Source organism: Halorussus sp. MSC15.2, assembly GCF_010747475.1.
Classification (GTDB): Archaea; Halobacteriota; Halobacteria; order Halobacteriales; family Haladaptataceae; genus Halorussus.
The window spans coordinates 26051-47189 of the sequence record NZ_VSLZ01000007.1 but is presented as its reverse complement, the minus strand read 5'-3'; the positions used below and the strand labels follow the sequence as shown (position 1 = coordinate 47189).

General features: G+C 66.4%; 23 protein-coding genes, 2 tRNA genes, 1 other RNA gene and 1 pseudogene. 11 read left to right on the top strand and 16 right to left on the bottom strand.

Features of this window, described 5'->3' with window-relative positions; all coding sequences use genetic code 11:
- Nucleotides 1-25 precede the first annotated feature (25 nt).
- The gene (locus tag FXF75_RS19495) at nucleotides 26-628 is read right to left on the bottom strand and encodes a TIGR00296 family protein (protein WP_163523704.1); all 603 of its coding nucleotides are present in this window, start codon (nucleotides 626-628) and stop codon (nucleotides 26-28) included.
- A 195-nt stretch (nucleotides 629-823) separates the two neighbouring features.
- On the opposite strand from FXF75_RS19495, the gene rnpB reads away from it, so the two are divergent.
- Both rnpB and FXF75_RS19485 read left to right on the top strand, forming a co-directional pair.
- An RNA gene (rnpB, locus tag FXF75_RS19490) (RNase P RNA component) lies at nucleotides 824-1228 on the top strand.
- A 421-nt stretch (nucleotides 1229-1649) separates the two neighbouring features.
- Complete coding sequence (locus tag FXF75_RS19485) at nucleotides 1650-4211, top strand: heavy metal translocating P-type ATPase (protein ID WP_163523703.1); 2562 nt, start codon at nucleotides 1650-1652, stop codon at nucleotides 4209-4211.
- Between the two features lie 7 nt (nucleotides 4212-4218).
- Here the strand turns inward: FXF75_RS19485 and FXF75_RS19480 are convergent, their stop codons facing one another.
- The 4 genes from FXF75_RS19480 to FXF75_RS19465 form a co-directional block, all read right to left on the bottom strand.
- Nucleotides 4219-5238, bottom strand: a complete 1020-nt coding sequence (locus FXF75_RS19480) for a histone deacetylase (RefSeq protein WP_163523701.1) — start codon at nucleotides 5236-5238, stop codon at nucleotides 4219-4221.
- A 135-nt stretch (nucleotides 5239-5373) separates the two neighbouring features.
- The gene (locus tag FXF75_RS19475) at nucleotides 5374-5805 is read right to left on the bottom strand and encodes a histone (protein WP_163523699.1); all 432 of its coding nucleotides are present in this window, start codon (nucleotides 5803-5805) and stop codon (nucleotides 5374-5376) included.
- A gap of 90 nt (nucleotides 5806-5895) precedes the next feature.
- Nucleotides 5896-7338 (bottom strand): single-stranded DNA binding protein, encoded by a 1443-nt coding sequence (locus FXF75_RS19470; RefSeq protein WP_163523697.1) that lies wholly within the window; start codon nucleotides 7336-7338, stop codon nucleotides 5896-5898.
- 234 nt (nucleotides 7339-7572) lie between these two features.
- A complete protein-coding gene (locus FXF75_RS19465) occupies nucleotides 7573-8106 on the bottom strand; it encodes a hypothetical protein (RefSeq protein WP_163523695.1) in 534 nt (177 codons plus the stop codon).
- A gap of 130 nt (nucleotides 8107-8236) precedes the next feature.
- On the opposite strand from FXF75_RS19465, the gene FXF75_RS19460 reads away from it, so the two are divergent.
- Nucleotides 8237-8309, top strand: a tRNA-Arg gene (locus tag FXF75_RS19460).
- A gap of 315 nt (nucleotides 8310-8624) precedes the next feature.
- Here the strand turns inward: FXF75_RS19460 and FXF75_RS19455 are convergent.
- Together FXF75_RS19455 and FXF75_RS19450 are read right to left on the bottom strand one after the other, a co-directional pair.
- The gene (locus tag FXF75_RS19455; RefSeq protein ID WP_163523693.1) at nucleotides 8625-9815 is read right to left on the bottom strand and encodes a PQQ-binding-like beta-propeller repeat protein; all 1191 of its coding nucleotides are present in this window, start codon (nucleotides 9813-9815) and stop codon (nucleotides 8625-8627) included.
- Nucleotides 9812-11122 (bottom strand): PQQ-binding-like beta-propeller repeat protein, encoded by a 1311-nt coding sequence (locus FXF75_RS19450; RefSeq protein ID WP_163523691.1) that lies wholly within the window; start codon nucleotides 11120-11122, stop codon nucleotides 9812-9814. The genes FXF75_RS19455 and FXF75_RS19450 overlap by 4 nt, the downstream gene beginning before the upstream one ends.
- A 78-nt stretch (nucleotides 11123-11200) precedes the next feature.
- Between FXF75_RS19450 and FXF75_RS19445 the strand changes: the two genes are divergently transcribed.
- A complete protein-coding gene (locus FXF75_RS19445) occupies nucleotides 11201-11818 on the top strand; it encodes a DUF309 domain-containing protein (RefSeq protein WP_163523689.1) in 618 nt (205 codons plus the stop codon).
- A 7-nt stretch (nucleotides 11819-11825) separates the two neighbouring features.
- Here the strand turns inward: FXF75_RS19445 and azf are convergent, their stop codons facing one another.
- Nucleotides 11826-12656: an NAD-dependent glucose-6-phosphate dehydrogenase Azf gene (gene azf / locus FXF75_RS19440; protein ID WP_163523687.1), complete on the bottom strand. Its 831-nt coding sequence runs from the start codon at nucleotides 12654-12656 to the stop codon at nucleotides 11826-11828.
- An 87-nt stretch (nucleotides 12657-12743) separates the two neighbouring features.
- On the bottom strand, nucleotides 12744-12980 hold the full coding sequence (locus tag FXF75_RS19435; RefSeq protein WP_163523685.1) for a hypothetical protein: 237 nt from the start codon (nucleotides 12978-12980) through the stop codon (nucleotides 12744-12746).
- Nucleotides 12981-13070: 90 nt separating this feature from the next.
- Between FXF75_RS19435 and FXF75_RS19430 the strand changes: the two genes are divergently transcribed.
- Nucleotides 13071-13298 carry a hypothetical protein gene (locus FXF75_RS19430; RefSeq protein ID WP_163523683.1) on the top strand — a complete coding sequence of 76 codons (228 nt, stop codon included), beginning with the start codon at nucleotides 13071-13073 and terminating at the stop codon, nucleotides 13296-13298.
- Between the two features lie 45 nt (nucleotides 13299-13343).
- Here the strand turns inward: FXF75_RS19430 and FXF75_RS19425 are convergent, their stop codons facing one another.
- Nucleotides 13344-13952 (bottom strand): translation initiation factor IF-2 subunit beta, encoded by a 609-nt coding sequence (locus tag FXF75_RS19425; RefSeq protein WP_163523681.1) that lies wholly within the window; start codon nucleotides 13950-13952, stop codon nucleotides 13344-13346.
- A 93-nt stretch (nucleotides 13953-14045) separates the two neighbouring features.
- On the opposite strand from FXF75_RS19425, the gene FXF75_RS19420 reads away from it, so the two are divergent.
- The gene (locus FXF75_RS19420) at nucleotides 14046-14435 is read left to right on the top strand and encodes a dihydroneopterin aldolase family protein (protein WP_163523679.1); all 390 of its coding nucleotides are present in this window, start codon (nucleotides 14046-14048) and stop codon (nucleotides 14433-14435) included.
- Between the two features lie 116 nt (nucleotides 14436-14551).
- Here FXF75_RS19420 and FXF75_RS19415 read toward each other — a convergent pair whose 3' ends face one another.
- Nucleotides 14552-14956 carry a CBS domain-containing protein gene (locus FXF75_RS19415; RefSeq protein ID WP_163523677.1) on the bottom strand — a complete coding sequence of 135 codons (405 nt, stop codon included), beginning with the start codon at nucleotides 14954-14956 and terminating at the stop codon, nucleotides 14552-14554.
- Between the two features lie 296 nt (nucleotides 14957-15252).
- Nucleotides 15253-15326 (bottom strand) — tRNA-Lys (locus FXF75_RS19410).
- A gap of 82 nt (nucleotides 15327-15408) precedes the next feature.
- On the opposite strand from FXF75_RS19410, the gene FXF75_RS19405 reads away from it, so the two are divergent.
- Nucleotides 15409-16677, top strand: coding sequence for a M20/M25/M40 family metallo-hydrolase (locus FXF75_RS19405; RefSeq protein ID WP_163523675.1), 1269 nt, complete (start codon nucleotides 15409-15411; stop codon nucleotides 16675-16677).
- Nucleotides 16678-16687: 10 nt separating this feature from the next.
- Here the strand turns inward: FXF75_RS19405 and FXF75_RS19400 are convergent, their stop codons facing one another.
- A complete protein-coding gene (locus tag FXF75_RS19400; RefSeq protein ID WP_163523674.1) occupies nucleotides 16688-17356 on the bottom strand; it encodes a hypothetical protein in 669 nt (222 codons plus the stop codon).
- Nucleotides 17357-17493: 137 nt separating this feature from the next.
- Here FXF75_RS19400 and FXF75_RS19395 point away from each other — a divergent pair, with 137 nt between their 5' ends.
- Nucleotides 17494-17640 carry a hypothetical protein gene (locus FXF75_RS19395; RefSeq protein ID WP_163523672.1) on the top strand — a complete coding sequence of 49 codons (147 nt, stop codon included), beginning with the start codon at nucleotides 17494-17496 and terminating at the stop codon, nucleotides 17638-17640.
- A gap of 4 nt (nucleotides 17641-17644) precedes the next feature.
- On the opposite strand, the gene FXF75_RS19390 is transcribed toward FXF75_RS19395, so the two are convergent.
- Nucleotides 17645-18097 (bottom strand): hypothetical protein, encoded by a 453-nt coding sequence (locus FXF75_RS19390; protein ID WP_240334809.1) that lies wholly within the window; start codon nucleotides 18095-18097, stop codon nucleotides 17645-17647.
- An 81-nt stretch (nucleotides 18098-18178) separates the two neighbouring features.
- Here FXF75_RS19390 and FXF75_RS19385 point away from each other — a divergent pair, with 81 nt between their 5' ends.
- Nucleotides 18179-19153, top strand: a complete 975-nt coding sequence (locus FXF75_RS19385; RefSeq protein ID WP_163523670.1) for an oxidoreductase — start codon at nucleotides 18179-18181, stop codon at nucleotides 19151-19153.
- On the opposite strand, the gene FXF75_RS23405 is transcribed toward FXF75_RS19385, so the two are convergent.
- The gene (locus FXF75_RS23405; protein ID WP_309221870.1) at nucleotides 19128-19460 is read right to left on the bottom strand and encodes a hypothetical protein; all 333 of its coding nucleotides are present in this window, start codon (nucleotides 19458-19460) and stop codon (nucleotides 19128-19130) included. The genes FXF75_RS19385 and FXF75_RS23405 overlap by 26 nt on opposite strands.
- Here FXF75_RS23405 and FXF75_RS19380 point away from each other — a divergent pair.
- Together FXF75_RS19380 and FXF75_RS23570 are read left to right on the top strand one after the other, a co-directional pair.
- Nucleotides 19344-19742, top strand: coding sequence for a glycosyltransferase (locus FXF75_RS19380; RefSeq protein ID WP_375335555.1), 399 nt, complete (start codon nucleotides 19344-19346; stop codon nucleotides 19740-19742). The two genes, FXF75_RS23405 and FXF75_RS19380, sit on opposite strands and share 117 nt — an antisense overlap.
- Nucleotides 19703-19828 (top strand): annotated as a pseudogene (locus tag FXF75_RS23570) (hypothetical protein); the annotation flags it as partial. The gene FXF75_RS19380 and the pseudogene FXF75_RS23570, both read left to right, overlap by 40 nt.
- Nucleotides 19829-19965: 137 nt before the next feature.
- On the opposite strand, the gene FXF75_RS19370 reads toward FXF75_RS23570, so the two are convergent.
- Nucleotides 19966-21015, bottom strand: a complete 1050-nt coding sequence (locus FXF75_RS19370; RefSeq protein WP_163523668.1) for a glycosyltransferase family 87 protein — start codon at nucleotides 21013-21015, stop codon at nucleotides 19966-19968.
- Between the last annotated feature and the right edge of the window lie 124 nt (nucleotides 21016-21139).

Below are 21139 nucleotides of genomic sequence, written 5' to 3'. Positions count from 1 at the left end.
CGTAAGTGTCGGAAAAGTACGACCGCTACAGTTCTTCGACGGTTCCTTCGGGTTCGCGCTCGCTGAAGACCTGCCCGTCGAACAGCGTCACCATCACGTCGTCGTCCTCCCACGCGCCCTTCGGGAGTCCGGCTTTCCGGCAGGTCCGGTCGAGGTACTCGAAGACGCTCCACTCGTTCTCGATGGGGAGCGTCGGGTACATCCACGCCTGCTCGCCCCGACCTTCGATTGCGACGCCGTGCGTGCCGAGTTCGATGTCCTCCACCGGGTCCTCCGAGAACTGAGTATCACGGACGACGCAGACCGAGATTTTCAGGTTGGGAAGTTCGGCTTCCTCCACTTCGGAACCGCACGAGGTATCGCTCGCGGCGCTGATGGCCGAGTCCACGATGAGGTGACCGAGTTGGTCGGTGCCTTCGTACGCACCGTCGCATCCTCGGAGACGGCCGCGCCCCCGGGTCGAGGAGAGACGGACGAACACTCCGGTTCGAGCGTAGAACGCTTCTCGCATGCTACCGGGCTGTTCGCGTTGCCCGTTGATAACGTAGGATTCGACGGATTCGCGTGCGAGTTCTACGGCCCGCGTACCATCCTCGTAGGAGAGAGTCACTGCCTGAGCCTGTGCCATACACACATTCATTGGGCAGGAAGTACCTTCAAGTCTTCCCTTCAATACTAAACGCAGAAACGTCCCGCTACGTTTCATGTGGGAGCGGTTATCAGGGCGTAACGTTCCTCTTCCGTCCTGGTAACATCCCGTTTCGGCGGGCGTTCCGACCGTTCCACCGAACTCCTTAAACCCGACCGGGGGCTACGATAGGGTGGCAGAGGGAGCCGAGTTCCCGCGGGGGCGTCGGCACTCGCCGGTGCCCGCGTGAGGAAAGTCCCCCCACCGTCCGGGCGGGCGACCGGACGCAAGTCCGGAGCGGGAGACCGCTGGCTCTGGAACAGAAACGAGACCGCTCTCCTCGACCGATGAGGTGCGCGAACCCGAACCGAACGAAGGCACGCGCCGAGTAAAGGAACGGGGAGTTGACCCACCGAGGGACGTGCGGCGGACGAACCGCCGCGCGAGCGTGCTGGCGCTGCCAGTGCGCGGACGGGAGAGAACGGATGGAACGGCGAATCCTCGCCGGTGCAAGTCCGCGCGGATTAGGTAGCCCGGACGACCGCGCGGACGCTCAGCCGAATACTCGGAGGAACAGAAGGGGGCTTACTCCCCTCAGCCGCTTTTCGTACGAACAGCACCGCACGTGTCTCGTTTCGTCCCGATGTCGCGTGCTACCCCAGTGCGACAATCAGGAGCGCGAGTGCCCCGAGTATCTCGGCGGCGACCACCGTGACGGCGGCCCCGATTTTCAGGACGCTCATCTCGATTCCCATTTCGATGGCGCTCATCGACCTTCACTTGGGAGTCTTTCACAATAAGACGGACAGATGGTTCGGTATTGTTTGCGATTACGACCGATGCGTAACGCAATGAACGCTGCTGAACTGTTCCGTGCCGCCGGAAACGTGCGCATAATCTTACTGAACGCGTGATTACTGCGCATTTAATAATCGAGTCGGAGTGGGTTGTTAATCACTCCTAGTCGAACCCGGGATACTGATAGAGCAATTAATAACTCCTCAGCGACTACTACCGACCAATGACGACAGACGAACGCGAACGGACGGTCCGGTTATCTGTCCCCGAGATGGACTGTCCGTCCTGCGCCGGGAAGGTGACCGGCAGCGTCGAGCGACTCGACGGCGTAGACGACATCGACGCAGCACCGACGACCGGCACACTCACGGTCACGTACGACGGCGAATCGACCGACTCCGCGGCCGTCCGCGAGCGCGTGGAGGCCGCCGGGTACGCGGTCGAAGGTGAGAACGGAACCGACCGAGAGCTTCGACTATCGGTGCCCGAGATGGACTGCCCCTCCTGCGCGGGCAAGGTCGGGAACGCCCTCGACGGCGTGGCGGGCGTCGAGTACGAGACCCGACCCGCGACCGGCGAAGTCATCGTGACCGGCGACGCCGACCGCGAGCGAATCGTCGCGGCGGTCGAGGCCGCGGGCTACGAGGTCGAAGGCGCGACGAGCGACGGCGGCGGGCCGGACGTGGCCGAATCGGCCGAAGTCTGGACGAGTCCGCGCGCGCTCAAGACGTGGACCGGCGGCGTCCTCATGCTCGCGGGACTGGTCCTCGAATTCCTGCTGACCAGCGCCGACGCGCTGCTGTTCTCCGCGGTGGGCCGTGAGTTCCACGTCTCCTCGGTGCTGCTCCTGCTCGCGGCCGGGGTCGCGGGACAGGAGATTCTCAGGAACGGCTACTACTCCGCGAAGAACCTGAGTCTCGACATCGACCTGCTGATGGGCGCCGGCGTCCTCGCCGCGGCGGCGGTCGGTCTCTACTTCGAGGCCGCGACGCTGGCCGTGCTCTACAGCGTGGCCGAACTCCTCGAACGCTTCTCGATGGACCGCGCGCGGAACTCCGTCCGAGAACTGATGGACCTCTCGCCCGACACCGCGACCGTCAAGCGCGCCGACGCGAGCGGCGACGGCGTCCGAGAGGAGACCGTCCCCGTCGAGGAGGTCGCGGTCGGCGAGACGGTCGTCGTCCGCCCCGGCGAGAAGATACCCGTGGACGGCGACGTGGTGGAGGGGACGAGCGCCGTGAATCAGGCCCCCATCACGGGCGAGAGCGTCCCCGTGGACAAGTCGCCCGGCGACGAGGTGTACGCCGGGACGGTTAACGAGGAGGGGTACCTCGAAGTCGAGGCGACCGCGGAGGCCGACGAGACCACCCTCTCGCAGGTTATCGAGTTGGTCGGCGACGCCCAGCGCGACCGGACCGACCGCGAGCAGTTCATCGAGACGTTCGCGTCCTACTACACTCCCGTCATCGTCGTCGCGGCCCTGCTGACCGCCTTCGGGCCGCCGCTCCTGCTCGGCGGTGCCTTCCGCGAGTGGTTCGTGCGCGGTCTCACGCTGCTCGTGGTGGCCTGCCCGTGCGCGTTCGTCATCTCGACGCCCGTCTCTGTCGTCTCGGGGGTCACGAGCGCGGCCCGGAACGGCGTCCTCGTGAAGGGCGGCCCGCACCTTGAATCGATGGGTGCGGTCGAGGCCGTCGCCTTCGACAAGACCGGGACGCTGACCGAGGGGAACCTCGCGGTGACCGACGCGGTCCCGCTCGACGGCACCGACGAGTCCGAACTGCTCCGCTGCGCGCACGACCTCGAACGCCGGAGCGAACACCCCATCGCGGAGGCCATCGTGGCGTACGCTCACGAGACCGGCGACCCCCACGACGAGGCGGGCGAGGACCGACCCATCGAGAACTTCGAGAGTCTGACCGGGAAGGGCGTCCGGGCCGACCTCGGCGGCGTGACCCACTACGCCGGAAAGCCCGCGCTCTTCGAGGAACTCGGGTTCGACTTGGGCCACGTCCACCTCTCGACGGACGGCGGTGAGCGAACTACCGGTTCGCGAGCCTCGTCGGACCGCCGGTCCGACGGCGGCGAAGTCGTCGCGGAGGCGGCCGCCGAGAGCAAGTGCGACGACCGCGAGGACTGCCTCGACCTGCTCGCGGACGTGGTACCGCGGTTCCAGCGCGAGGGCAAGACGGTGGTCCTCGTCGGGACCGAGGACGAACTGGAGGGCGTCCTCGCCATCGCCGACGAGGTGCGCCCCGCCGCGCGCGAGACGGTCGCCCGCCTGCAGGAGTTCGGCATCGAGTGCGTCATGCTGACCGGCGACAACGAGGGCACCGCCCGTGCGGTCGCCGAGGAAGTCGGCGTGGACGAGTTCCGGGCCGAACTCCTCCCGGCGCAGAAGGTCGAGGCCGTCGAGGAACTGACCGAGACGCACGGCACGGTGGCGATGGTCGGCGACGGCGTGAACGACGCGCCCGCGCTGGCCGCCGCCACGGTCGGCGTGGCGATGGGCGCAGCCGGGACCGACACCGCCATCGAGACGGCCGACATCGCCCTGCTCGGCGACGACCTCCGGAAGGTGCCGTACCTCTACCGACTCTCGCGGACGGCCAACCGCGTCATCCGGCAGAACATCTGGGCCAGTCTCGCGGTCAAGGCGGTGCTGGCGGTGGGCGCGCCCCTCGGACTCGTCTCGGTGGCGGTGGCCATCGTCGTCGGCGACATGGGGATGAGTCTGGGCGTGACTGGCAACGCGATGCGGCTGGCGTGGGTCGAACCCGAGGAGTAGACCGCTTCTATTCGTCGAACGCCGGATGCGAATTCCGAATTTCTTCGATTCGTTCGCGCACGTCGTCGTTGGCATCGTCGTCGGACGTCAGCGGGCGCTTCCCGTCGAAAATCTCGTGGACTTCGGCCACGCTCTCGGCCAGCGTATCGAGTCCGTAGCCACCTTCGAGGACGAACCCGAGGGCGGCGTCGGTCTCCGCGGCCGCGTCGCGGACGCGGTCGGTGAGCATCCCGTACCCGTCCGTCGAGACCCGCATCCGGGAGATGGGGTCGTGGCGGTGGGCGTCGAACCCCGCGCTCACCAGCAGGAGGTCCGGGCCGAAGTCGCGCAGCGCCGGGGCGACCAGTTCGTCGAAGGCGTCGCGGTACTCGGGGTCGCCCGCGCCCGCGGGTAGCGGAACGTTGAGCGTCGTGCCCGCCCCTTCACCCTCGCCGGTCTCCTCGATTTCGCCCGTCCCCGGGTACAGACCCTCCTCGTGGAACGAGGCGTAGAATACGTCGCCTGCCTCGTAGAAGATGTCCTGCGTGCCGTTTCCGTGGTGGACGTCCCAGTCGAAGATGGCGACGCTGTCCGCGTCGGTGTCGTCGGCATCGATGACGTGGCGGGCGGCGACGGCGACGTTGTTGAAGAAACAGAACCCCATCGCGTCGTCTTCGACCGCGTGGTGGCCCGGCGGCCGCCCGAGCGCGAAGGGCGTGTCCCGGCCGTCGTCGCCGTCGAGGGCTTTCTCCGCGGACCAACAGGCCAGTCCGGCCGACTTGAGCGCGGCCTCCCACGTCGCCTCGACCGCCACGGTGTCGGGGTCCCAGTTTCCGCCGCCCGACTCGCAGAACTCCCGAAACTCGGCGACGTAGTCCGAGTCGTGGACCGCCTCGACGCCGTCCCGCGTGGCGCTATCGGCGTTTACGTACTCGACGCTGTGCTTGCGCGCCAGCCCCTCTTGGATGGCCCGGAGTCGGTCCGGATTTTCGGGGTGGCGCTCGCCGGTGTCGTGAGCGAGACATGTTTCGCTGTAGCCGAAGTTCATGATTACGGGTCGGTCGCTCCCGACCGGGAGAGGAACTCGGTAGTTGGTAGCACGTGTTTCATTGGAGCACAGTGGAATTTAACCGCTTCGCTCCCCGCGGCATTTCGACACGCGAAACGAGGCGTCCGCAGGGACTCACTCGAACAGTTCGAAGTACGTGTCGATGTCCTCGGCCTTAACAGTTCGGCGGTCGGCGTGGCGTGCGAGGATGGCGGCCGCCTCGGCGACGTTGTCCGCGTAGTCTTCGAGGATGTCCGCCAGCGCGATGCGAGCGTCCATGGCGACTCGGTAGCTGTCGTCGATTTCGAGTCGGGCGATGCGGTCCACCGGAGCGACGGGGAGTTCGAGACTCTCCTTGTCCACCACCTGCTCGACGCCGAAGTCCTGACTCATCAGCGTCTTGCGACCGTCTGCGGTGGCGTGTTCGGCGGCATCGACCGCGAGTTCGGCCCCGTGGCGTTGAATCCGCCGAGCCAACTCCTCGGCGGCGTCCGCGCTGACTCTAAGTTCCCCCGCGTTCCGTCTGATTATCGTGTCTATCGGCGCGAACGGTAACTCGACGCTCATACCAGAATCCGGGAATCTCGCGCCCTTAGTTCTTTCCAAAGCGTCTTTCGAGGAACCAGAGTCGGTTTTCGAACGTGGATTATTCCGGGATTAGAACACGTCCTCGGCGTCGAGTGTTCCGTCTCGGAGTTCGCCGCGCGCGGTCACCTTCTGTCCGAGGGTCACGTCGGCCCCCGACTCGACGCTGACGGTCTCCTCGCCGTCGTCCAGAATTATCGGGTCGCCGGCCTGCACGACGGTTCCGGTGAACTCGACGAACTCGCCGTCGGCGTCGCTACCGTCTGCACCGGAAGCAGTGTCCGCATCGCCGTCGTCGGTTGCGCCTCCGTCGTCACCGCCGAAGGCGTCCAGACCCGTTCCGCTGCTCGCGCCGTCGCCGTCACCGCCGGTGTCGCTCGCGCCACCGCCGACGGACGGGTCGGCCTCGCCGAGGACGGTCACGGTGGACTGCCACCCGGCAGAGCCTTCGATGTCGTCCTCCCAGCCGTCCTGAATCTCGATGTCGGCCAACTGAATCTCGTCGCCGGGCGCGATGTCGATGTCGGCCTTCTCGCCCCAGAGCGCGACCCGGAGGTCGCCGGTCTCGTCCTGAACCCGGACGTTTCGGACCTGTCCCTCCGACCCGTCGTCGCGGTCGAAGGTGCGCTTGGGGTCGGTCGAACGCACGACGCCGCCGATGTCCACCTCGTCGCCGATTTCGAGGTCGCCGATGTCGGCGGTCTCGGGGACGTACTCCACGTCCTCGTCGATTTCCTCGACCGCGCCGCGGTTGCCGACGTGGAGTTCCAGACTCCCGTCGCGCTCCCGGACGTAGCCGTCCACGACCTCGACCGAGACGCCGGGGTCGAGTTCCTCGGCGCGGTCGGTGCGTTCGTCCCAGAGCGTCACTCGGATGCGGCCGGTTGAGTCGCCGAGTTTGAGGTTGGCGACCTTCCCCTCCGACCCGTCGTCGCGGTCGAAGGTGCGCACCTCGTCGGTGTCCAGCACCTTGCCGCGGAGGTTCACGTCGGAGAGACCCAGCGAGAGGTCCTCGACGCGGTAGGTGTCCTGAACCTGTACGTCGACGTCGGTCTCGTCGTCGGCCTCGGCGTCGTTGACGTTGACCTCCACGCCGTTGTACCCCTCTTTGGGTCGTCCGGAGATGCGGAGGGTGTCGCCGACTTCGAGTTCCTCCTCGCCCGCATCGGCCTGTTTGTCCCAGAACGTGATGCGGATGGAACCGGTCTCGTCGGCCACCTCGACGTTCAGTACGCGGCCCTCGTCGCGGTCCTCGTCGTCGCGTTCGAACGTCCGAACGTCGCCGACGCCGACCACCTTGGCGACGAACTTCACCTCTTCCATGCCGGGTTCGATGTCGGCGATGCTCTCGACTTCGCCGCCCTCCTCGTCCATCTCGTGGGCGATGAGCATCGCGGCGGTCTCCTCGTCGGCGAGACCGCCCATCTGCTCGACCTTCTCCTCGACCGCCTCGCGGAACTCCTCAAGAGATACGTCGGCGTCGAGGTCGGCGTAAACGTCCTCTATCGCGCCCATAATCGTATTGCACGGAAGGGGTGGCCCGCGCTTAAGTATTGTCTTTGTCGAGAGCGCGCTCTCACCTCGGTCGCGTCGGTCGGTTTTCGAGGCGAGGTCCGCCCGGGATTAGGGACTGGTCGTCGATGGGTCACGGTCCGAGTTGGTCGCCCACCCGGGTATAAATCTTCGCTCGACGCGGCGTCCGGCGCACAGTCTCGACGACCCGGCTCTACCTCGTCGCTACGGTCGCCGTCACCCCGACTCGGCCGTCGTGACCGTCGTCGTGTCGCCCATCGCCTCGTGGACGACCGACACGCTCGCGGGCACAGCGCCATCGAACGAGAACGTCGCCTCGTACTCGATTTCCACGATACACTGAGCGCACGCGTCGGCCCCGCCCTTCTGCACCGAGGCGACGGTCACGTCGAGCGTCCCGCTCTCGGGGTCGTAGCTCGCGTCGGCGAGTTTCGCGGTGTAGCACGTGTTCGACCCCGAAATCGTCCCCGTGACGGTGACCGACCCGTTCTCCTGAGAGAACTGGACGCTAGCGTCGCCCGCGGGTTTCCCGCACTCGGCCGTCGCGGGGTCGAACGAGGAGTCGGTCAGCGACGATTGCTGGCCGTCCGGTTCACCCTCGGTAGTCGTCTCACCGGCCGCCGTGGTCGATTCGGAGGTGGTCGAGTCGCCGTCACTCCCGGCGAGGTCCTCGTACTGGCCGAGACAGCCACCGAGCGAAACCGCACCGAGGACGCCACCGAAACGTGTGAGCATTTCTCGTCGGTCCATACTGACTCCAAGGCGACGCGGTTTCAAAGTCTTCACGAATGCAAAAATAGCGATTTGTCCTTGCGTCGCTGTGTCACCCGCGTAATCAGACCGTAACCCCTATTAGTGGAACCGGCCAACGTAGAGTTGAGTCCTGATAGGGTAGTGGACTATCCTCTTGGCTTGCGGAGCCAGGGACCGGAGTTCAAATCTCCGTCAGGACGTTTTCACGGAGCAAGTCCGCGAGACCCTTCTTTGGGTCTCGCACGACCGTGGAGTGAAAACTCCAACTACGGAGATTCGAGCAGACGAGTCGCACGCCCGGACTGGCGCGAAGCGCCACACGCCCGGACCGTCTCGTCAGGTTCAAATCTCCGTCAGGACGTTTCTGCCGCGACGCAACGACGAAGAGCGAAGCGAGGAGTCCGCGTCGCGGATACTCCATCTGCGGAGATTCGAGCAGACCAGATGCACGCCCGCGCAGCGAGGCGAGGAGTCCGCATCGCGAACACTTCGAACTCGACGAGTTGACGCGACACCTACTTCGGGTCGAGTCGGGCGACTTCGAGGTTCCCCGCTCCGCCACCAGCGGCGAACAGCGCGCCGTTCGCTATCGCGGGACCGAGGTCTACCTGTCGGTTCTCGGCGGGTCCGAACCGCCAGACGAGTTCGCCGGTCGCGGCGTCGAACGCGCCGACTGCCGTCTCGCGCAAGTCGGTATCGCCACCGCTCCGACCAGTCGAGGCGTAGACGTAGCCACCGCCGACCGCGGGACCGCCGGTGTACTGGCTGACGTAGCGGTCCGAGCGCCAGCAGCGCTCGCCCGAACTGCGTCGGACCGCGTGAAGTCGCTGGTCGGTTCCGGCGTAGACGCTCCCGTGGCCGACCGCGAGTGCTTCGATACGGCCGTCGGTCTCGTGTGACCAGCGCCGCTCGCCCGTCGCTGCGTCGATGGCGTACACTCGGCCGTCGTTCGACCCGGCGTACACCGTTTCGCCGACGATTGCCGGCGGGCACTCGACGCTTCCGCGAGTTTTGAACCGCCATCGCTCCGACCCATCGACGGCGTCGAGCGCGTAGACGTAGGCGTCACCGTCGCCGAAGAAGACCGTGCCGTCCGCGACTGCGGGCGGTGCTTCGGTCTCCAGTCCCGTCGTGTATCGCCACCGCTCCTCGCCGGTGTCGGTGTCGAGCGCGACCAGCGAGAGGTCGGACGGGACGTAGACCGCTCCCTCGGCGACGAGAGGTGAGGTGTTGTAGGTCGGCGGTATCTCGGTGCGCCACCGCTCGGACCCGTCTGCGGCGTCGAGCGAGACGACGCCCTCGTCGCTCGTGACGACTGCCGTCCCGTCCACGACCACGACCGCGCTCTCGGGGCCGTCGACCGCCGTTTGCCACCGCTGGTCGCCGGACTCGGCGTCGATTGCGAAGACGGTCGTGTCCATGTCGGTGGTGAACACCGTGTCCTCGACCACCGTGGGGGTCGGCATTCCGGTCACGCCCGGTATCGAGAACGTCCACGAAGTCGAGAGGGGCGGCGCTGGCGTCCGGTCTGCGGGCGTCGAGGCGGTGTTGTGCGTGTCCCCGCGGGCCGACCCCCACTCGGTATCACCCGGCACCTCGTCCGCGATGTCGCACCCGGACCCGACGGGTCCCCCGAGCGGACTCCACCCCGAACAACCCGCCGAGAGCGCCGCGCCGTAGGCCGCGAGGAGCGCGCGACGGTTCATGCGTCACCGAACCTGTGAACGGTTCCGTACGTCGCGGTCACGAACGCCGCGCCGTCCGCGAGCGCGGGACCTCCGGCGGCCGCGGCGTCGCGGTCGGTCAGATAGTAGTACTCGCTGTCGGTCCGATTCCCAAACTCGCCCCACTCTTTCTCGCCCGTTTCGGCGTCGAGCGCGCCGAACGCGACGTAGACGGTGTTCCCGACGACCGTGGGAGCGTTCGTGAGCGCGGTCACGTCGTCGTGGTTTCTCGTCCCGGAAATGGCCTCGTTGACGTGTCGCCACTGCTCGTCGCCGGTTTCGGCGTCGAGCGCGTAGACGTTCTTCGAGGAGCAGTAGACGGTTCCGTCCGCGATTGCGGGGGCACTGCTCGTCCGATAGCCGGTGGCGAACGACCAGCGGCGCTCGCCCGACGCGACGTTGACGGCGTGAAGCGCGTCACCGCCCGCGACGTAGACGACGCCGTCTCGGACCGCGGGCGTCCGGGGCGGTTCGTCGGCGTCGAACCAGTACTGCCAGCGGCGCTCACCGGTCTCGGCGTCGATGGCAAGTAGGCGACTGTGCTGGATGTCCCGGCCTTCGGAACTGCTGCTCGTCGCCGTTGCGGCGTAGACGACGCCGTCAGTGACCGCCGGTTTGGCTTCCGAGAAGTAGGTTCGACCGAAGCCGAGGTGGTCGCGGGGTCGCATCTGCGAGTGGGTCCAGCAGGCGTCGCTGCTCCCGAGTTCCGCGGCGCGAACGGTCCCGTTCACGGTCGTCAAGTAGGCCATATCGCCGACGACGGCCGGGGTGTTCGGTGCCGAGTCGAAACCGATTCTCCACTGCAGTTTACCGTCCGTATCGAATCCGCGAAGAATGCCGTCACGCGCGCCCACGACCACTTGATTCCCTGCAATCGTCGGCGGCCCGGTCGCGCCCTTCGGAAGCACGCTCGACCAATTTTCGGTCCCAGTCTCGGGGTCGATTGCGAACAGCGAGCCGTCCGTCCTCTCCTGCCGGGACCGGTCGGGGAGACCCGTGGCGACGTAGACGGTGCCGTCGGCGACGACTGGCGCGCTGGTCACGCCGTCGTCGGGCACGTCGTAGGTCCACGCTGTCGCAGGGTCGTCGGGAGGGGCGCGTTCGGTCGGCCGTCGCTTCCCACTCGTCGGTGCGCCCGCGTTCGTCGGACCGTAGCGCGGCCGGAGCCACGCCGTCGGCGGCGGGTCGACTGCGTCGGTCTCGGAGGGCGAGCAGGCGTTCGTCGCGCAACCGGCGGTGTCGAACAGGGTGACACTGCCAGCAACCGCGAGGAGGTGGCGGCGGTGCATCGGACCGACAGATTCACGCCGGGAATTTGATACTTTCGAGTCCGAACGCACTTGCTTGCCGACGCCCAAGCGCGTCGCATGGACGACCACCTCCGGGCCGGTATCGCCATCTACAACGACGGCGAGTACCACGCGGCCCACGACGCGTGGGAGGACCACTGGCTCGACTTGGAGTCGGGCACCGACGACGAGCGGTTCCTCCACGGCCTGATTCAGTTCACGGCCGCGGTCCACCACGCCCACGACGCGAATTGGACGGGCGTCCGCGGTCTCGCCGAGAGCGGGGCGACGTACCTCGCCGACCTCCCGGCGGACTACCGCGAAGTGAACGTCGGCGAGGTGCGGACGTACCTCCGGGCCGTCGCCGCCGACCCGGAACACGTCGAACGCGCTGCGCTGCCGCGCCTGACCTACGAGGGCGTGGCGCTCAGGCCCGAGGACCTGCGCTTCGACGCGGCCGCGGTCGCCGCCGCGGTGCTGGCCGAGGAGTACGGCTACGACGAGGAGACCGTCGAGAAGGCGGTGGCGTACGCCCGCGACGACCTCGACGACGAGAAGGCGACCAGTCAGTTCGTGACGTTCGTGATGGACTTCGCACGCGACGCTGCGAATCGAGGTATCATCTTCCAGCGAATGGCGGGCGCGGTGGGAAAGCGCGACCACAGAGAATCGGACGTGGAAGGCCTGTTCGACTGACGCCCGGTCAGTCGTCCGTCTGGCTCTCGGCCGCGTTTCCGGTATCGTCGGCGTCCTCGGTTCCGTCTCCGGTCTCGGCCACGTCGGCTTCGTCGTCCGCGAACTCCGCGGAGTTGTCCTGCGGGTCGTAGCCCAGCACCTCCTTCGCGCGCTCGATGGAGTAGTACTTCCGGTCGTTGTCCGAGATGCCGTAGACGATTTCGAAGTCGTAGTCGGCCCGGATACAGCGGTCGAAGAGGTGGGCGCAGTCCCGGTGGGAGAGCCACATCGCCTGTCCGCGCTCGTAGTCCTTCGGCGGGTGGTTCTCGGTGAGGTTGCCGATGCGGACGCAGACGACGCTGAGGTCGTGCTCGTCGTGGTAGTACCGACCCAGCACCTCGCCGGTCGCCTTGCTGACGCCGTAGAGGTTGCCCGGTCGGGGGAACTCGGTGCCGTCGAGTCGGTAGTCGTCGTCGCGGCGGTACATCTCGGGCGTGCGCTCGTCGGTCTCGTACGCGCCGACCGCGTGGTTCGACGAGGCGAACGCGACCTTCTCGACGCCCGCGTCGATTGCGGCCTCGAAGACGTTGCGCGTGCCGTCGATGTTGTTCGTCAGGACGCTGTTCCACGGCGCTTCGGGACGTGGGTCGCCGGCGAGGTGTACGACCGCGCCGACGCCGTCCATGGCCTCCCGGACGGCCTCCTCGTCGGTGATGTCTGCGACGACGAACTCGTGGTTCGTCTCGCGAGTCGGCGGGTCGCGGTCGAGCAGTCGCCACTCGTACTCCGCCGAGAGGTCCGAGAGGATGGCCTGCCCGACGCGGCCTTCCGCGCCCGTAAGCAGGACTGGGTCGTCCATTCAACTGAAGGGAGGGAAGCAGGTGATAAGTAAGGTGCGATTCGCTCGGACTCCGGCCGAGCGCGTCACGTCGATGCCCTCCGCAGGTCAGTCGTCCGCCGCGAGCTGCGGCAGCAGCTTCTCGCGCCCGAGGTTCACCGCGAACGCGAGCGCGACGATGCCCATGACCGCGAACCAGCCAGCGAGCACTTTGTCCCCGCCGAGGAGTTGCTGGAGACTGTTGTACTCCGCGAAGAGACCGAGTAGCGACAGCGCGAGGGTTCCGAAAGCGTAGGCGACTACCGCGAGTACCTCGGACCCGAGTTCCGTCAGGAGTTCGTACATCACCCCGACGGACGAACTCGGCGTGTAAAGGGGTTTTGCGTTCGGGAGGTTCAGGAACGTTTTTCTCGACCGACACGCTACCTCGCCGACATGGGTCGATACGGCGACTTGAACTACCAGCGGTTGACGAAGGCCGGATTCCTGCTGAGTATCACGCTGTTCGCGGTCGGAGCGGGTGCCGAACTCGCCGCCGCGGCGATGCACGTCACGCTCCCCGCGTGGGAGAACGCGCTGTTCGTCGATATGGAGATACTCGGCACGCTCGGCGCGCTCCTGTCGCCGCTGGTGTTCGGCGTTATTCTGCCGCTGACGGAGTAAGAGGTCGTGGAGAAGAACCGGGAAGAGAACCGAGTCGAGAGAGTTTCAGGCGAGTCGCGCGAACGCCAGATTCCCGCTGATGTTCTTGATGTAAATCTGCACCACGTCGCCTTCCTGTGCGCCGGGGACGAAGATGGTGTACTTGCCTTTCTCGGCCACGCCGTCGCCCTTTCGGCCGGTGCCGGTAATCTTGACCTCGTAGGTGGCACCCTCCTCGACGGCGTCGCGGTTCTGGTTCTGGGTCGAACTCGACCGCTTGGTGACGGGTCGGAACGCTCCGCAGGCGTCACACCGCAGCATCAGGTTGCGGTTCTCGCGGACGAGGCGGGTGTCCGGCAGGCCGCACTCCGAGCAGAGGACGAACTCCTGCACGTAGCTCTCGAGGGCGGCGTCGAAGTCGGACCCCGAGAAGGTCCCGTTGTACCGGGCGCGACCGTCTTCGAGTTTCCCGTTGGTCCCGAGTTCGCGCTGGAGCGCGCTGTGGATGTGTTCGGTGTCGCGGCCGAGCGCGTCCGCGACGTCGCTCAAGTTGGTGAATCGTGTGAACGCGCCGTCCTTCTGGGCGTCCGCGTCGGGGTAGCTGAATCGGTCGCTCTGCTCTTCGAAGTCGGGTGTCGCGTCCATCGCTCTGTCGAGATTCGCTGAATAGTCCATGGGCGAATGAGGTGTTGGACGTTAAAAGGTATTCCGTGATGGTCCGGCGCACAGACCGGGCGGCTTTTCTCGCAGGCCCGCTTGGTCACGACTATGGACTCCAGCGACGCCGATTCCGCCGAACGAACCGGCCCCGCCGATTCGGACCCCACCGACCGCGACGCGGCCTGCTTCGAGGCGGGCATCAAGTTCGGTGCGCTCTACCACCAGTTCGCCGGGACGCCCGTCAGTCCCGAGAGCGCCCCCAGCCTCGAAACCGCGATGGAGGACGCCATCGAGAACCAACCGTTCTGCGAGCGCGTGACCGTCGATATTCTGACCGAGAAACTGGCGGCGGAGATGACCGGCGGGTACACGGAACTCACGGGCCGGTTCATGGAGGTCGAAATCGTCGTGGACCACGAGGGCGTCGAAGTCGTCACCCGGATGGAGATGGAGGACGGCTACCCGCTGATGAAAATCGACTCCGTGAGGGAACCGTAGGACGCGGAAGCGTCCGCTCGTCCGATTCTCGAAACTTTGCGGCGACTGTGAACGACGCTCGTCGCCGACCGACTCGACCGCGACAGGAGACCGACCCGGAACCGCCGACGCGCCGATTACGACGGACTCGGCGTCTGAACGTGGGACATGTACGCCGTGATGTCCGTCGTCGTGATGATGCCGACGACGCCTTCGGTCTCGTCCACGACAGGCATGTGGTGAAAGCCCTGTTCTATCATCGTGTCCGCGACGTCGCGTATTTCGGCGTTCGCCGTCGTCGTCGTCACGTCGGTCGTCATGTAGGTCTCAACCGTCGCGTCGGCGGCCCACCGCTGTTCGGCGGCGATGTGGACGAAGTCCGTGGCGGTCAGGATACCGGCGAGTTGGCCCTCGTCGTCCGTGACGAGGACCGACCCGATGCGCTCGTCTATCATCTTCTCGGCCGCGACGTGAACCTCGGTGTCCGGTGAGACCGTCTCGACGGGGGACGACATGAGTCGTCCGACGAAGATATCTTCCATGAACGTTCCTTTTGCGTCCTCGCTGATAAGTATTCGGTCGACGGGGGTCAAATCTTTTCGCGTCGTCCTGTGGGACCCCCAGAGGTACGGCCCACGAGATGCTCGCGGTGGTGCTCGTCGTAGTTAGAACGGGCTGGAAGGGATTTGAACCGGAGCAAGACGTTCCGGGATGCTCACGGGGTTGCGCTTCCGGGACTGCGACTTGCAGAGTTCAAATCTTCACCGTTCGTACGATTACGACTCGCGGAGATACGAGCGCACGAGGCGCTCGCGGTGGTGCTCGTCGCAAAAGGTAGCGGGCTGGAAGGGATTTGAACCCCTGACCGTCTGGTTAAAAGCCAGACGCTCTGCCTAACTGAGCTACCAGCCCTCACTCTCGCTTGCGGGCGACGAGGGTTAAACGTTTACTATTTCCCGGAAACTTTACCCGCACCCCGTCAGTCGATTCGCGCATGAACGAATTCGCCCGCGAACGCGGCGACGACCTCCGGGAGTTCGCCGAGGAACTCCTCCGATTCGACACCACCCAGCGGAACGAAGCGCCCGCACAGGCGTACGTCCGAGAGCGTCTCGACGAACTCGGCTTCGAGACCTACGAGTGGACCGCCGACGCCGAAGAGTTGGCCGCCCACTCCTCGTTCCCGGACGACCCCGACGCGATTTCCGTCGCGGACCGGCCGAGCGTCGGCGGTGTCCTCGAAATGGGCGACCCCGACGCCGGACACACGCTCGTGCTGAACGGGCACGTGGACGTGGTGCCGGTCGCCCGCGAGTCGTGGTCGAGCGACCCGTTCGACCCGACGTGGCGCGGGGACGGCGACGAGGAGACGCTCACGGCGCGCGGGGCAGCCGACATGAAGTGCGGTCTCGCGGCGTGCGTCTTCGCGGCGAAACACCTCGAAGCGTCGACCGACGAGTCCCTCGACGGACGAATCGTGGTCGAGAGCGTCGTCGGCGAGGAGGCGGGCGGTATCGGCGCGGCCTCGGCCGCGCTGTCGAACCCCTATCCCTTCGACCGTGACGCCGCGATAATCGCCGAACCCACCGACCTCCGGCCCGTCACGGCCTCCGAGGGGAGTCTGATGAAGCGCCTCCGCCTCACCGGCCGGTCGGCCCACGCCGCGACCCGGTGGCGCGGCGTGGACGTCCTCCCGTACTTCGAGGAGATTCGGCGTGCGTTCGCGGCGTTGGAGACCGAACGCGGCGAGCGCGTGACCCATCCGCTCTACGAGGACTTCCCAGTTCCGTGGCCCGTGGTCGTCGGCCGGGTCGAGGCGGGCAGTTGGGCGTCGTCGGTTCCGGCCGAGTTGACGGCCGAGCTTCGAATCGGCGTCGCGCCGGGCGAGACGGTGGCGGAGGTCGAGGAGACCTTCGACCAGCGCCTCGCCGAACTCGTCGCCGAGGACGAGTGGTTGACCGACCATCCGCCGGAGTTCGAGCGGTTCTCGGTCCAGTTCGAGGCCTCCGAAATCGACGCCGACGAACCGGTCGTCGGGGCGGTCCAGCGCGCGATGGCGGCGAACGGACTCGACGACGCCGACTCCCGCGGAGCGACCTACGGCGCGGACGCTCGCTGGTACAACGAGGCCGGAATCCCGACCGTGATGTTCGGTCCGGGGTCCATCGAGCAGGCCCACTTCCCCGACGAGACGATTCCGTGGGCGGAGGTGCTGACGGCGGGAGAAGTGCTGTCCGACGCGGCGGCGGAGTTCCTGCGGTAGTGCCCGACGCTCAGGAGAGGTTCTCGTCCAGCGCCTCGGCGACCAGTTCCTCGGGGTCCCGTCCCTCCATCGCGGCGGTCCGGCGGAGTTCCCGGTAGGTGTCGTTCGGGAGCGTGACGGTGAGTTCGCCCGGCGTTACGCCGTGGTCGGCCAGCGCGTCCTCGACCGGAGTGCCCCCGTTGACCTCGCTGGCGACCGACCGGACCTCTCGGACTGTCAGGTCACCGTCGAGGACGGCCCACGCGAGTTGGAAGCGCTCCTCGCCGCCGACGCGGGCGATGTGCTTGGCCGCGGTCGGCGCGACGTGCCCCATGGCGACGTAGCGACGGATGGACTGGGGCAGGTCGTGGACGCGCGCCCACTTCCGGATGAACGCAACCGTCACGTCGCCGCCCGCGCGCTCGGCCGCGGCCTTGTACGACCCTTCGCCGCGAACGAGCGCGGCGCACGCCGCCGCCCCCCGGAGCATATACACGTTGTCCTCGCCCCCGGCGGTGTTCTCGGCGAACTTCCCGACAGTCTCGGCGGCCGCCGCGACGCTCTCGGGGTCGGTCGGGTCGAACGCCTTGGCCTGCTCGGCGTCCTGTCCTGTGACCGTCTCGTCGCCGCGGACGACCGGTTGGCCGACCGGCGACTCGCGGTCGGTCGGCGGTCCGTCGTCGCCTCGCTGTTCGCTCATCGGTCCTACGGTAGTTCTCACCGGCCAAAAATCCGCGGGTCGGGACAATGGTCGCCAGTGGCGTCAGAATCGCAAGCGGGCAAACAGGTCAGCGGCCGGCGGAAATCACTTTCCCCGTCCGTCGCGTCGGCACTCCCGTGAGAATTTTCAGCCGACTCGTCGAGCGACGCCGTACCGGCGACGAGGGGGACTACGTCTGCACGCTCTGCAGGGCGACGTTCGAGGAGCGCTCGGTGGTCGTCTGTCCGAAGTGTCGGGGGTTCGTCGTGAAGCGCCGAGAGTAGGGTCTCAGTCCTTCCGCCAGTCCTCGCCGTCGGCCCGGTCGCGCCACTCGCGCTGGCACTTCCGCTCGGTGACGTGGTTCTCTCCGTCGGCTAACTGCTCGCGGACAGACGCCTCGAACTCTGAGACTGTGGCGAGGAACTCCGCCTCGAAGGTCTCGACCAGTTGGTAGGTCCACTGGTCCCCGACCGCGCCCGCGGGGAGGTGGCTGTCCCGGAGTTCGTCGGCGAGTTCGTCGTGGCCCGCTTCGCGGAGTTTCTCGCGCGCGGCGTCGAACCGGTCCATCCCGCGGCCGACCTGATGGTGGCAGTCGAGCAGGCGGCCGTACCCCCGGCGGACGTGTTCGATGCCGACCTGCAGTTCGTGGAGCGCCTCGCGTTCGGCGTCGGTCAGGTCCTGAGCGGTCGAGTCGCTTTCGGACGGTTCCCGCTCGCTCGTCCCGGAATCGTCGCCCGGCATACTCGACTCGGAGGACCGTATCGCTATAGGCGTTCTTGCCGCGGCGATGCCTTTCAGTGACTGCCGACCCTACACGGACACATGTCACCGAATCGCGGCGAGTGGACCGCGGACCGGATGCCCGAGATGGACGACCGGACCGTCGTCGTCACGGGCGCGAACAGCGGTCTGGGCTACGAGGCGACCCGCGCGTTCGCCCGGAAAGGTGCCCACGTCGTCATGGCCTGCCGGAGCGAGGACCGCGGCGAGGACGCCAAGCGGCGACTCCGGAGCGAGGACACGGAGGGCGGCCACCGCGGGTCGCTCGAAGTGGCCGAACTCGACCTCGCCGACCTCTCGTCGGTCGAGTCGTTCGCCGAGTCGTTCGGCGACACCCACGACGAGTTGCACGTCCTCTGCAACAACGCGGGGGTGATGGCGATTCCGCGGCGCGAGACCGAGAACGGGTTCGAGATGCAGTTCGGCGTCAACCACCTCGGCCACTTCGCGCTGACCGGCCTGCTCCTCGACCGACTCCGCGAGACGCCCGGCGAGACCCGAGTGGTCACCCAGAGCAGCGGCGTCCACGAGAACGGCGACATCGATTTCGCGGACCTCCAGCACGAGGACGCCTACGACGAGTGGAACGCCTACGCCCAGAGCAAGCTGGCGAACGTGCTGTTCGCCTACGAACTCCAGCGCCGACTCGACGACGCGAGCGCGGACGTGACCAGCGTGGCCTGTCACCCGGGGTACGCCGCCACGAACCTCCAGCGCCGCGGTCCGGAGATGGCGGGGTCGACCCTCCGACTCTGGGCGATGAAAGCCGCGAACGCGGTCCTCGCACAGTCGGCCGAGCAGGGCGCGCTCCCGATGCTGTACGCCGCCACCGCCCCGCAAATCGAGGGCGGAGAGTACGTCGGTCCCGGCGGGTTGATGAACATGCGGGGACCGCCGAGCGTCCAGCAGTCCAGCGACGTCTCCTACGACCGGGAGCGCGCGGAGCGACTCTGGGAGGTCTCCGAAGACCTGACCGGGGTGACCTACGACCTCAAAGCGGCCACGCCAGCGGGGTGAGGAGGTATCGAACCGCGAACCGACGGGAATGGAGGAGAGACCCGACCGTGGTAGTTTTTCCCAGTTCCCTCTGCGATGTTCTAAGAACGACGTGTAATATGCCAAAATAACTATACTCGTAGTCTTTATCGGAACACGTATCGACTGCTCTGTAGGACTGGTCATCCCTGCCTACAACCCCGATTCTGATATTCTTCGGGACTACATTGTCGAGGTCACTTCGGTACTCGCTCCGGAGGAGATACGGGTTGAACTCGACGGCGATATCGAGGTTCCAATCGACGACCTTGACGTGACGGTCAATCACTCGGCGACGCGGCGGGGGAAAGGTGCCGCTATCGTCGATGGGTTCGAGAGTCTGTCTCCCGACGTGGACATCGTGCTGTTCGCCGACGCCGACGGAAGCACTGCCGCGGAGTCGCTCGCGGAGTTGGTCCGCACGCTACAGACGGTGGACGTCGACATCTGCGTCGGGTCGCGTCGTCATCCGGACGCCACGATAGCGTCCCCCCAGTCGGTTCTCCGACGCCACCTCGGTGACGTATTCGCGTGGACCGCTCGTTCGGTTCGCTCGTCCGTCGGTTTCTGAAATCGAACGTGGTCCGGACCGGCGGAGTCGGGGTCGCGGTGTTGGTACTCCACGTACTCCACAATGTGTTCGGACTTTGGTACCTGCTGGCGAACGTCGCCGGAATCGGAGTTGGGTTCGTCGTCAACTACGTGTTCGAGTCGACTTTACGTGGCGAGTGGAAGAGACGTAGCGGCGGGCGGAACCGAAGTGCCGAATCCAACCGGACGCGACGTGGAGGTCGTCATGCCGTCGCGCGATGGACGACGCAACCCAGCAGTGCCGCGAGAAACCCGAGCAGCGGGACCGACGCGAACCCGAGGAGCGGCCGAACGACTCCCATTACGTCGGCGACGAACGGCGACGGAAGCGAGAGGGCTTGGAGCGCAGTGGCGAACTGTTCCGGCACGAATATGACGTTGATGAGGACTAGCGAGACCCCGAATATTGCGCGGCGGCGATGGTCGTGCGTCAGGTAGTAAAGTACCACGAGCGGGAAGTAGATGAACACCCCGTAGATTAGCTGAGGCGGGACGAGAATCACCATTACGACCAGTGTCGCGAGAAACGCGACGAGGTCGTCGCGTACCCCCGACACATCCGCGTAGACGTATCCCCAGACCGGAAGCAGTAACACTAGAGAAAGGACGAAGTAGCCCGAAACGTCCAGCGACGGGAAGATGTTCGCGAGCGGCCGCATCAGCGTGACGATGTAGAGGTCCTCGGAGGGAGGCGTCGCCGAAGAGAGCGTCCCCGTCTTGATACCGCGGTTGGTTACCAACCAGACGAAGTAGTTCTGGGTCAACCCGTAACCGAAGACGAGGGCGCCGACGAGCATCCCTCCCACGCCGACGGCGATGGCCGAGAGTGCCGCCCGCCACGCTCGGCGGGAGAGCAGGTAGAGACCGAGAAGTCCGGGGAACAGCTTCGGGATAGCGGCGACGGCGAAGGAGGCCCCGGCGGCCAGTTGCTCGTTATCGGCGAGTCGTCGGTAGCCGAACACGAGCAGCGCGAGCAGGAGGAGGTTGATTTGCCCTAGCGAGAGGGCAGCGAGCGAGCAGGCCGAGAACAGGAAGAAGAGTCCGATGAGGACCGAATCAGTCCGAGAGAGCGAACGGTGGGTCCGAATCGTTTGGACCGCCGCCCACGCGGCGTAGCTAGCGGCCACGAGCGAGACAACCAACTGAATACCGTACGCGATGGTGAACGGGAATAGCGTGTAGACGGCGAAGTAGAGGAGCGTCACCGGCGGGTAGATGAATTCGCCGTGTTGACTGGAGTACTGTTCGTTCAAGTAGAGTGCGTCCCCGTCGAGAGCCGCCTTCGTACCGTAATAGTAGGCCTCAAAGTCACCGGCGACGACGTCCGAAAAGAGAATGTGCCCCACGAGTGCAGCCAGTCCGAGGCCGAGACTGAGA

Excerpts from the sequence above, each read along its gene's own strand:
- FXF75_RS19475 (WP_163523699.1), bottom strand. The coding sequence starts at position 5,805 with ATGAGCGTCGAGTTACCGTTCGCGCCGATAGACACGATAATCAGACGG.
- FXF75_RS19390 (WP_240334809.1), bottom strand. The coding sequence starts at position 18,097 with ATGCCGGGCGACGATTCCGGGACGAGCGAGCGGGAACCGTCCGAAAGC.
- azf (WP_163523687.1), bottom strand. The coding sequence starts at position 12,656 with ATGGACGACCCAGTCCTGCTTACGGGCGCGGAAGGCCGCGTCGGGCAG.
- FXF75_RS19435 (WP_163523685.1), bottom strand. The coding sequence starts at position 12,980 with ATGTACGAACTCCTGACGGAACTCGGGTCCGAGGTACTCGCGGTAGTC.
- FXF75_RS19450 (WP_163523691.1), bottom strand. The coding sequence starts at position 11,122 with ATGCACCGCCGCCACCTCCTCGCGGTTGCTGGCAGTGTCACCCTGTTC.
- FXF75_RS19455 (WP_163523693.1), bottom strand. The coding sequence starts at position 9,815 with ATGAACCGTCGCGCGCTCCTCGCGGCCTACGGCGCGGCGCTCTCGGCG.
- FXF75_RS19485 (WP_163523703.1), top strand. The coding sequence starts at position 1,650 with ATGACGACAGACGAACGCGAACGGACGGTCCGGTTATCTGTCCCCGAG.
- FXF75_RS19420 (WP_163523679.1), top strand. The coding sequence starts at position 14,046 with ATGGACTCCAGCGACGCCGATTCCGCCGAACGAACCGGCCCCGCCGAT.
- FXF75_RS19430 (WP_163523683.1), top strand. The coding sequence starts at position 13,071 with ATGGGTCGATACGGCGACTTGAACTACCAGCGGTTGACGAAGGCCGGA.
- FXF75_RS19480 (WP_163523701.1), bottom strand. The coding sequence starts at position 5,238 with ATGAACTTCGGCTACAGCGAAACATGTCTCGCTCACGACACCGGCGAG.
- FXF75_RS19385 (WP_163523670.1), top strand. The coding sequence starts at position 18,179 with ATGTCACCGAATCGCGGCGAGTGGACCGCGGACCGGATGCCCGAGATG.
- FXF75_RS19425 (WP_163523681.1), bottom strand. The coding sequence starts at position 13,952 with ATGGACTATTCAGCGAATCTCGACAGAGCGATGGACGCGACACCCGAC.
- FXF75_RS19470 (WP_163523697.1), bottom strand. The coding sequence starts at position 7,338 with ATGGGCGCGATAGAGGACGTTTACGCCGACCTCGACGCCGACGTATCT.
- FXF75_RS19405 (WP_163523675.1), top strand. The coding sequence starts at position 15,409 with ATGAACGAATTCGCCCGCGAACGCGGCGACGACCTCCGGGAGTTCGCC.
- FXF75_RS19400 (WP_163523674.1), bottom strand. The coding sequence starts at position 17,356 with ATGAGCGAACAGCGAGGCGACGACGGACCGCCGACCGACCGCGAGTCG.
- FXF75_RS19465 (WP_163523695.1), bottom strand. The coding sequence starts at position 8,106 with ATGGACCGACGAGAAATGCTCACACGTTTCGGTGGCGTCCTCGGTGCG.
- FXF75_RS19415 (WP_163523677.1), bottom strand. The coding sequence starts at position 14,956 with ATGGAAGATATCTTCGTCGGACGACTCATGTCGTCCCCCGTCGAGACG.
- FXF75_RS19445 (WP_163523689.1), top strand. The coding sequence starts at position 11,201 with ATGGACGACCACCTCCGGGCCGGTATCGCCATCTACAACGACGGCGAG.
- FXF75_RS19495 (WP_163523704.1), bottom strand. The coding sequence starts at position 628 with ATGGCACAGGCTCAGGCAGTGACTCTCTCCTACGAGGATGGTACGCGG.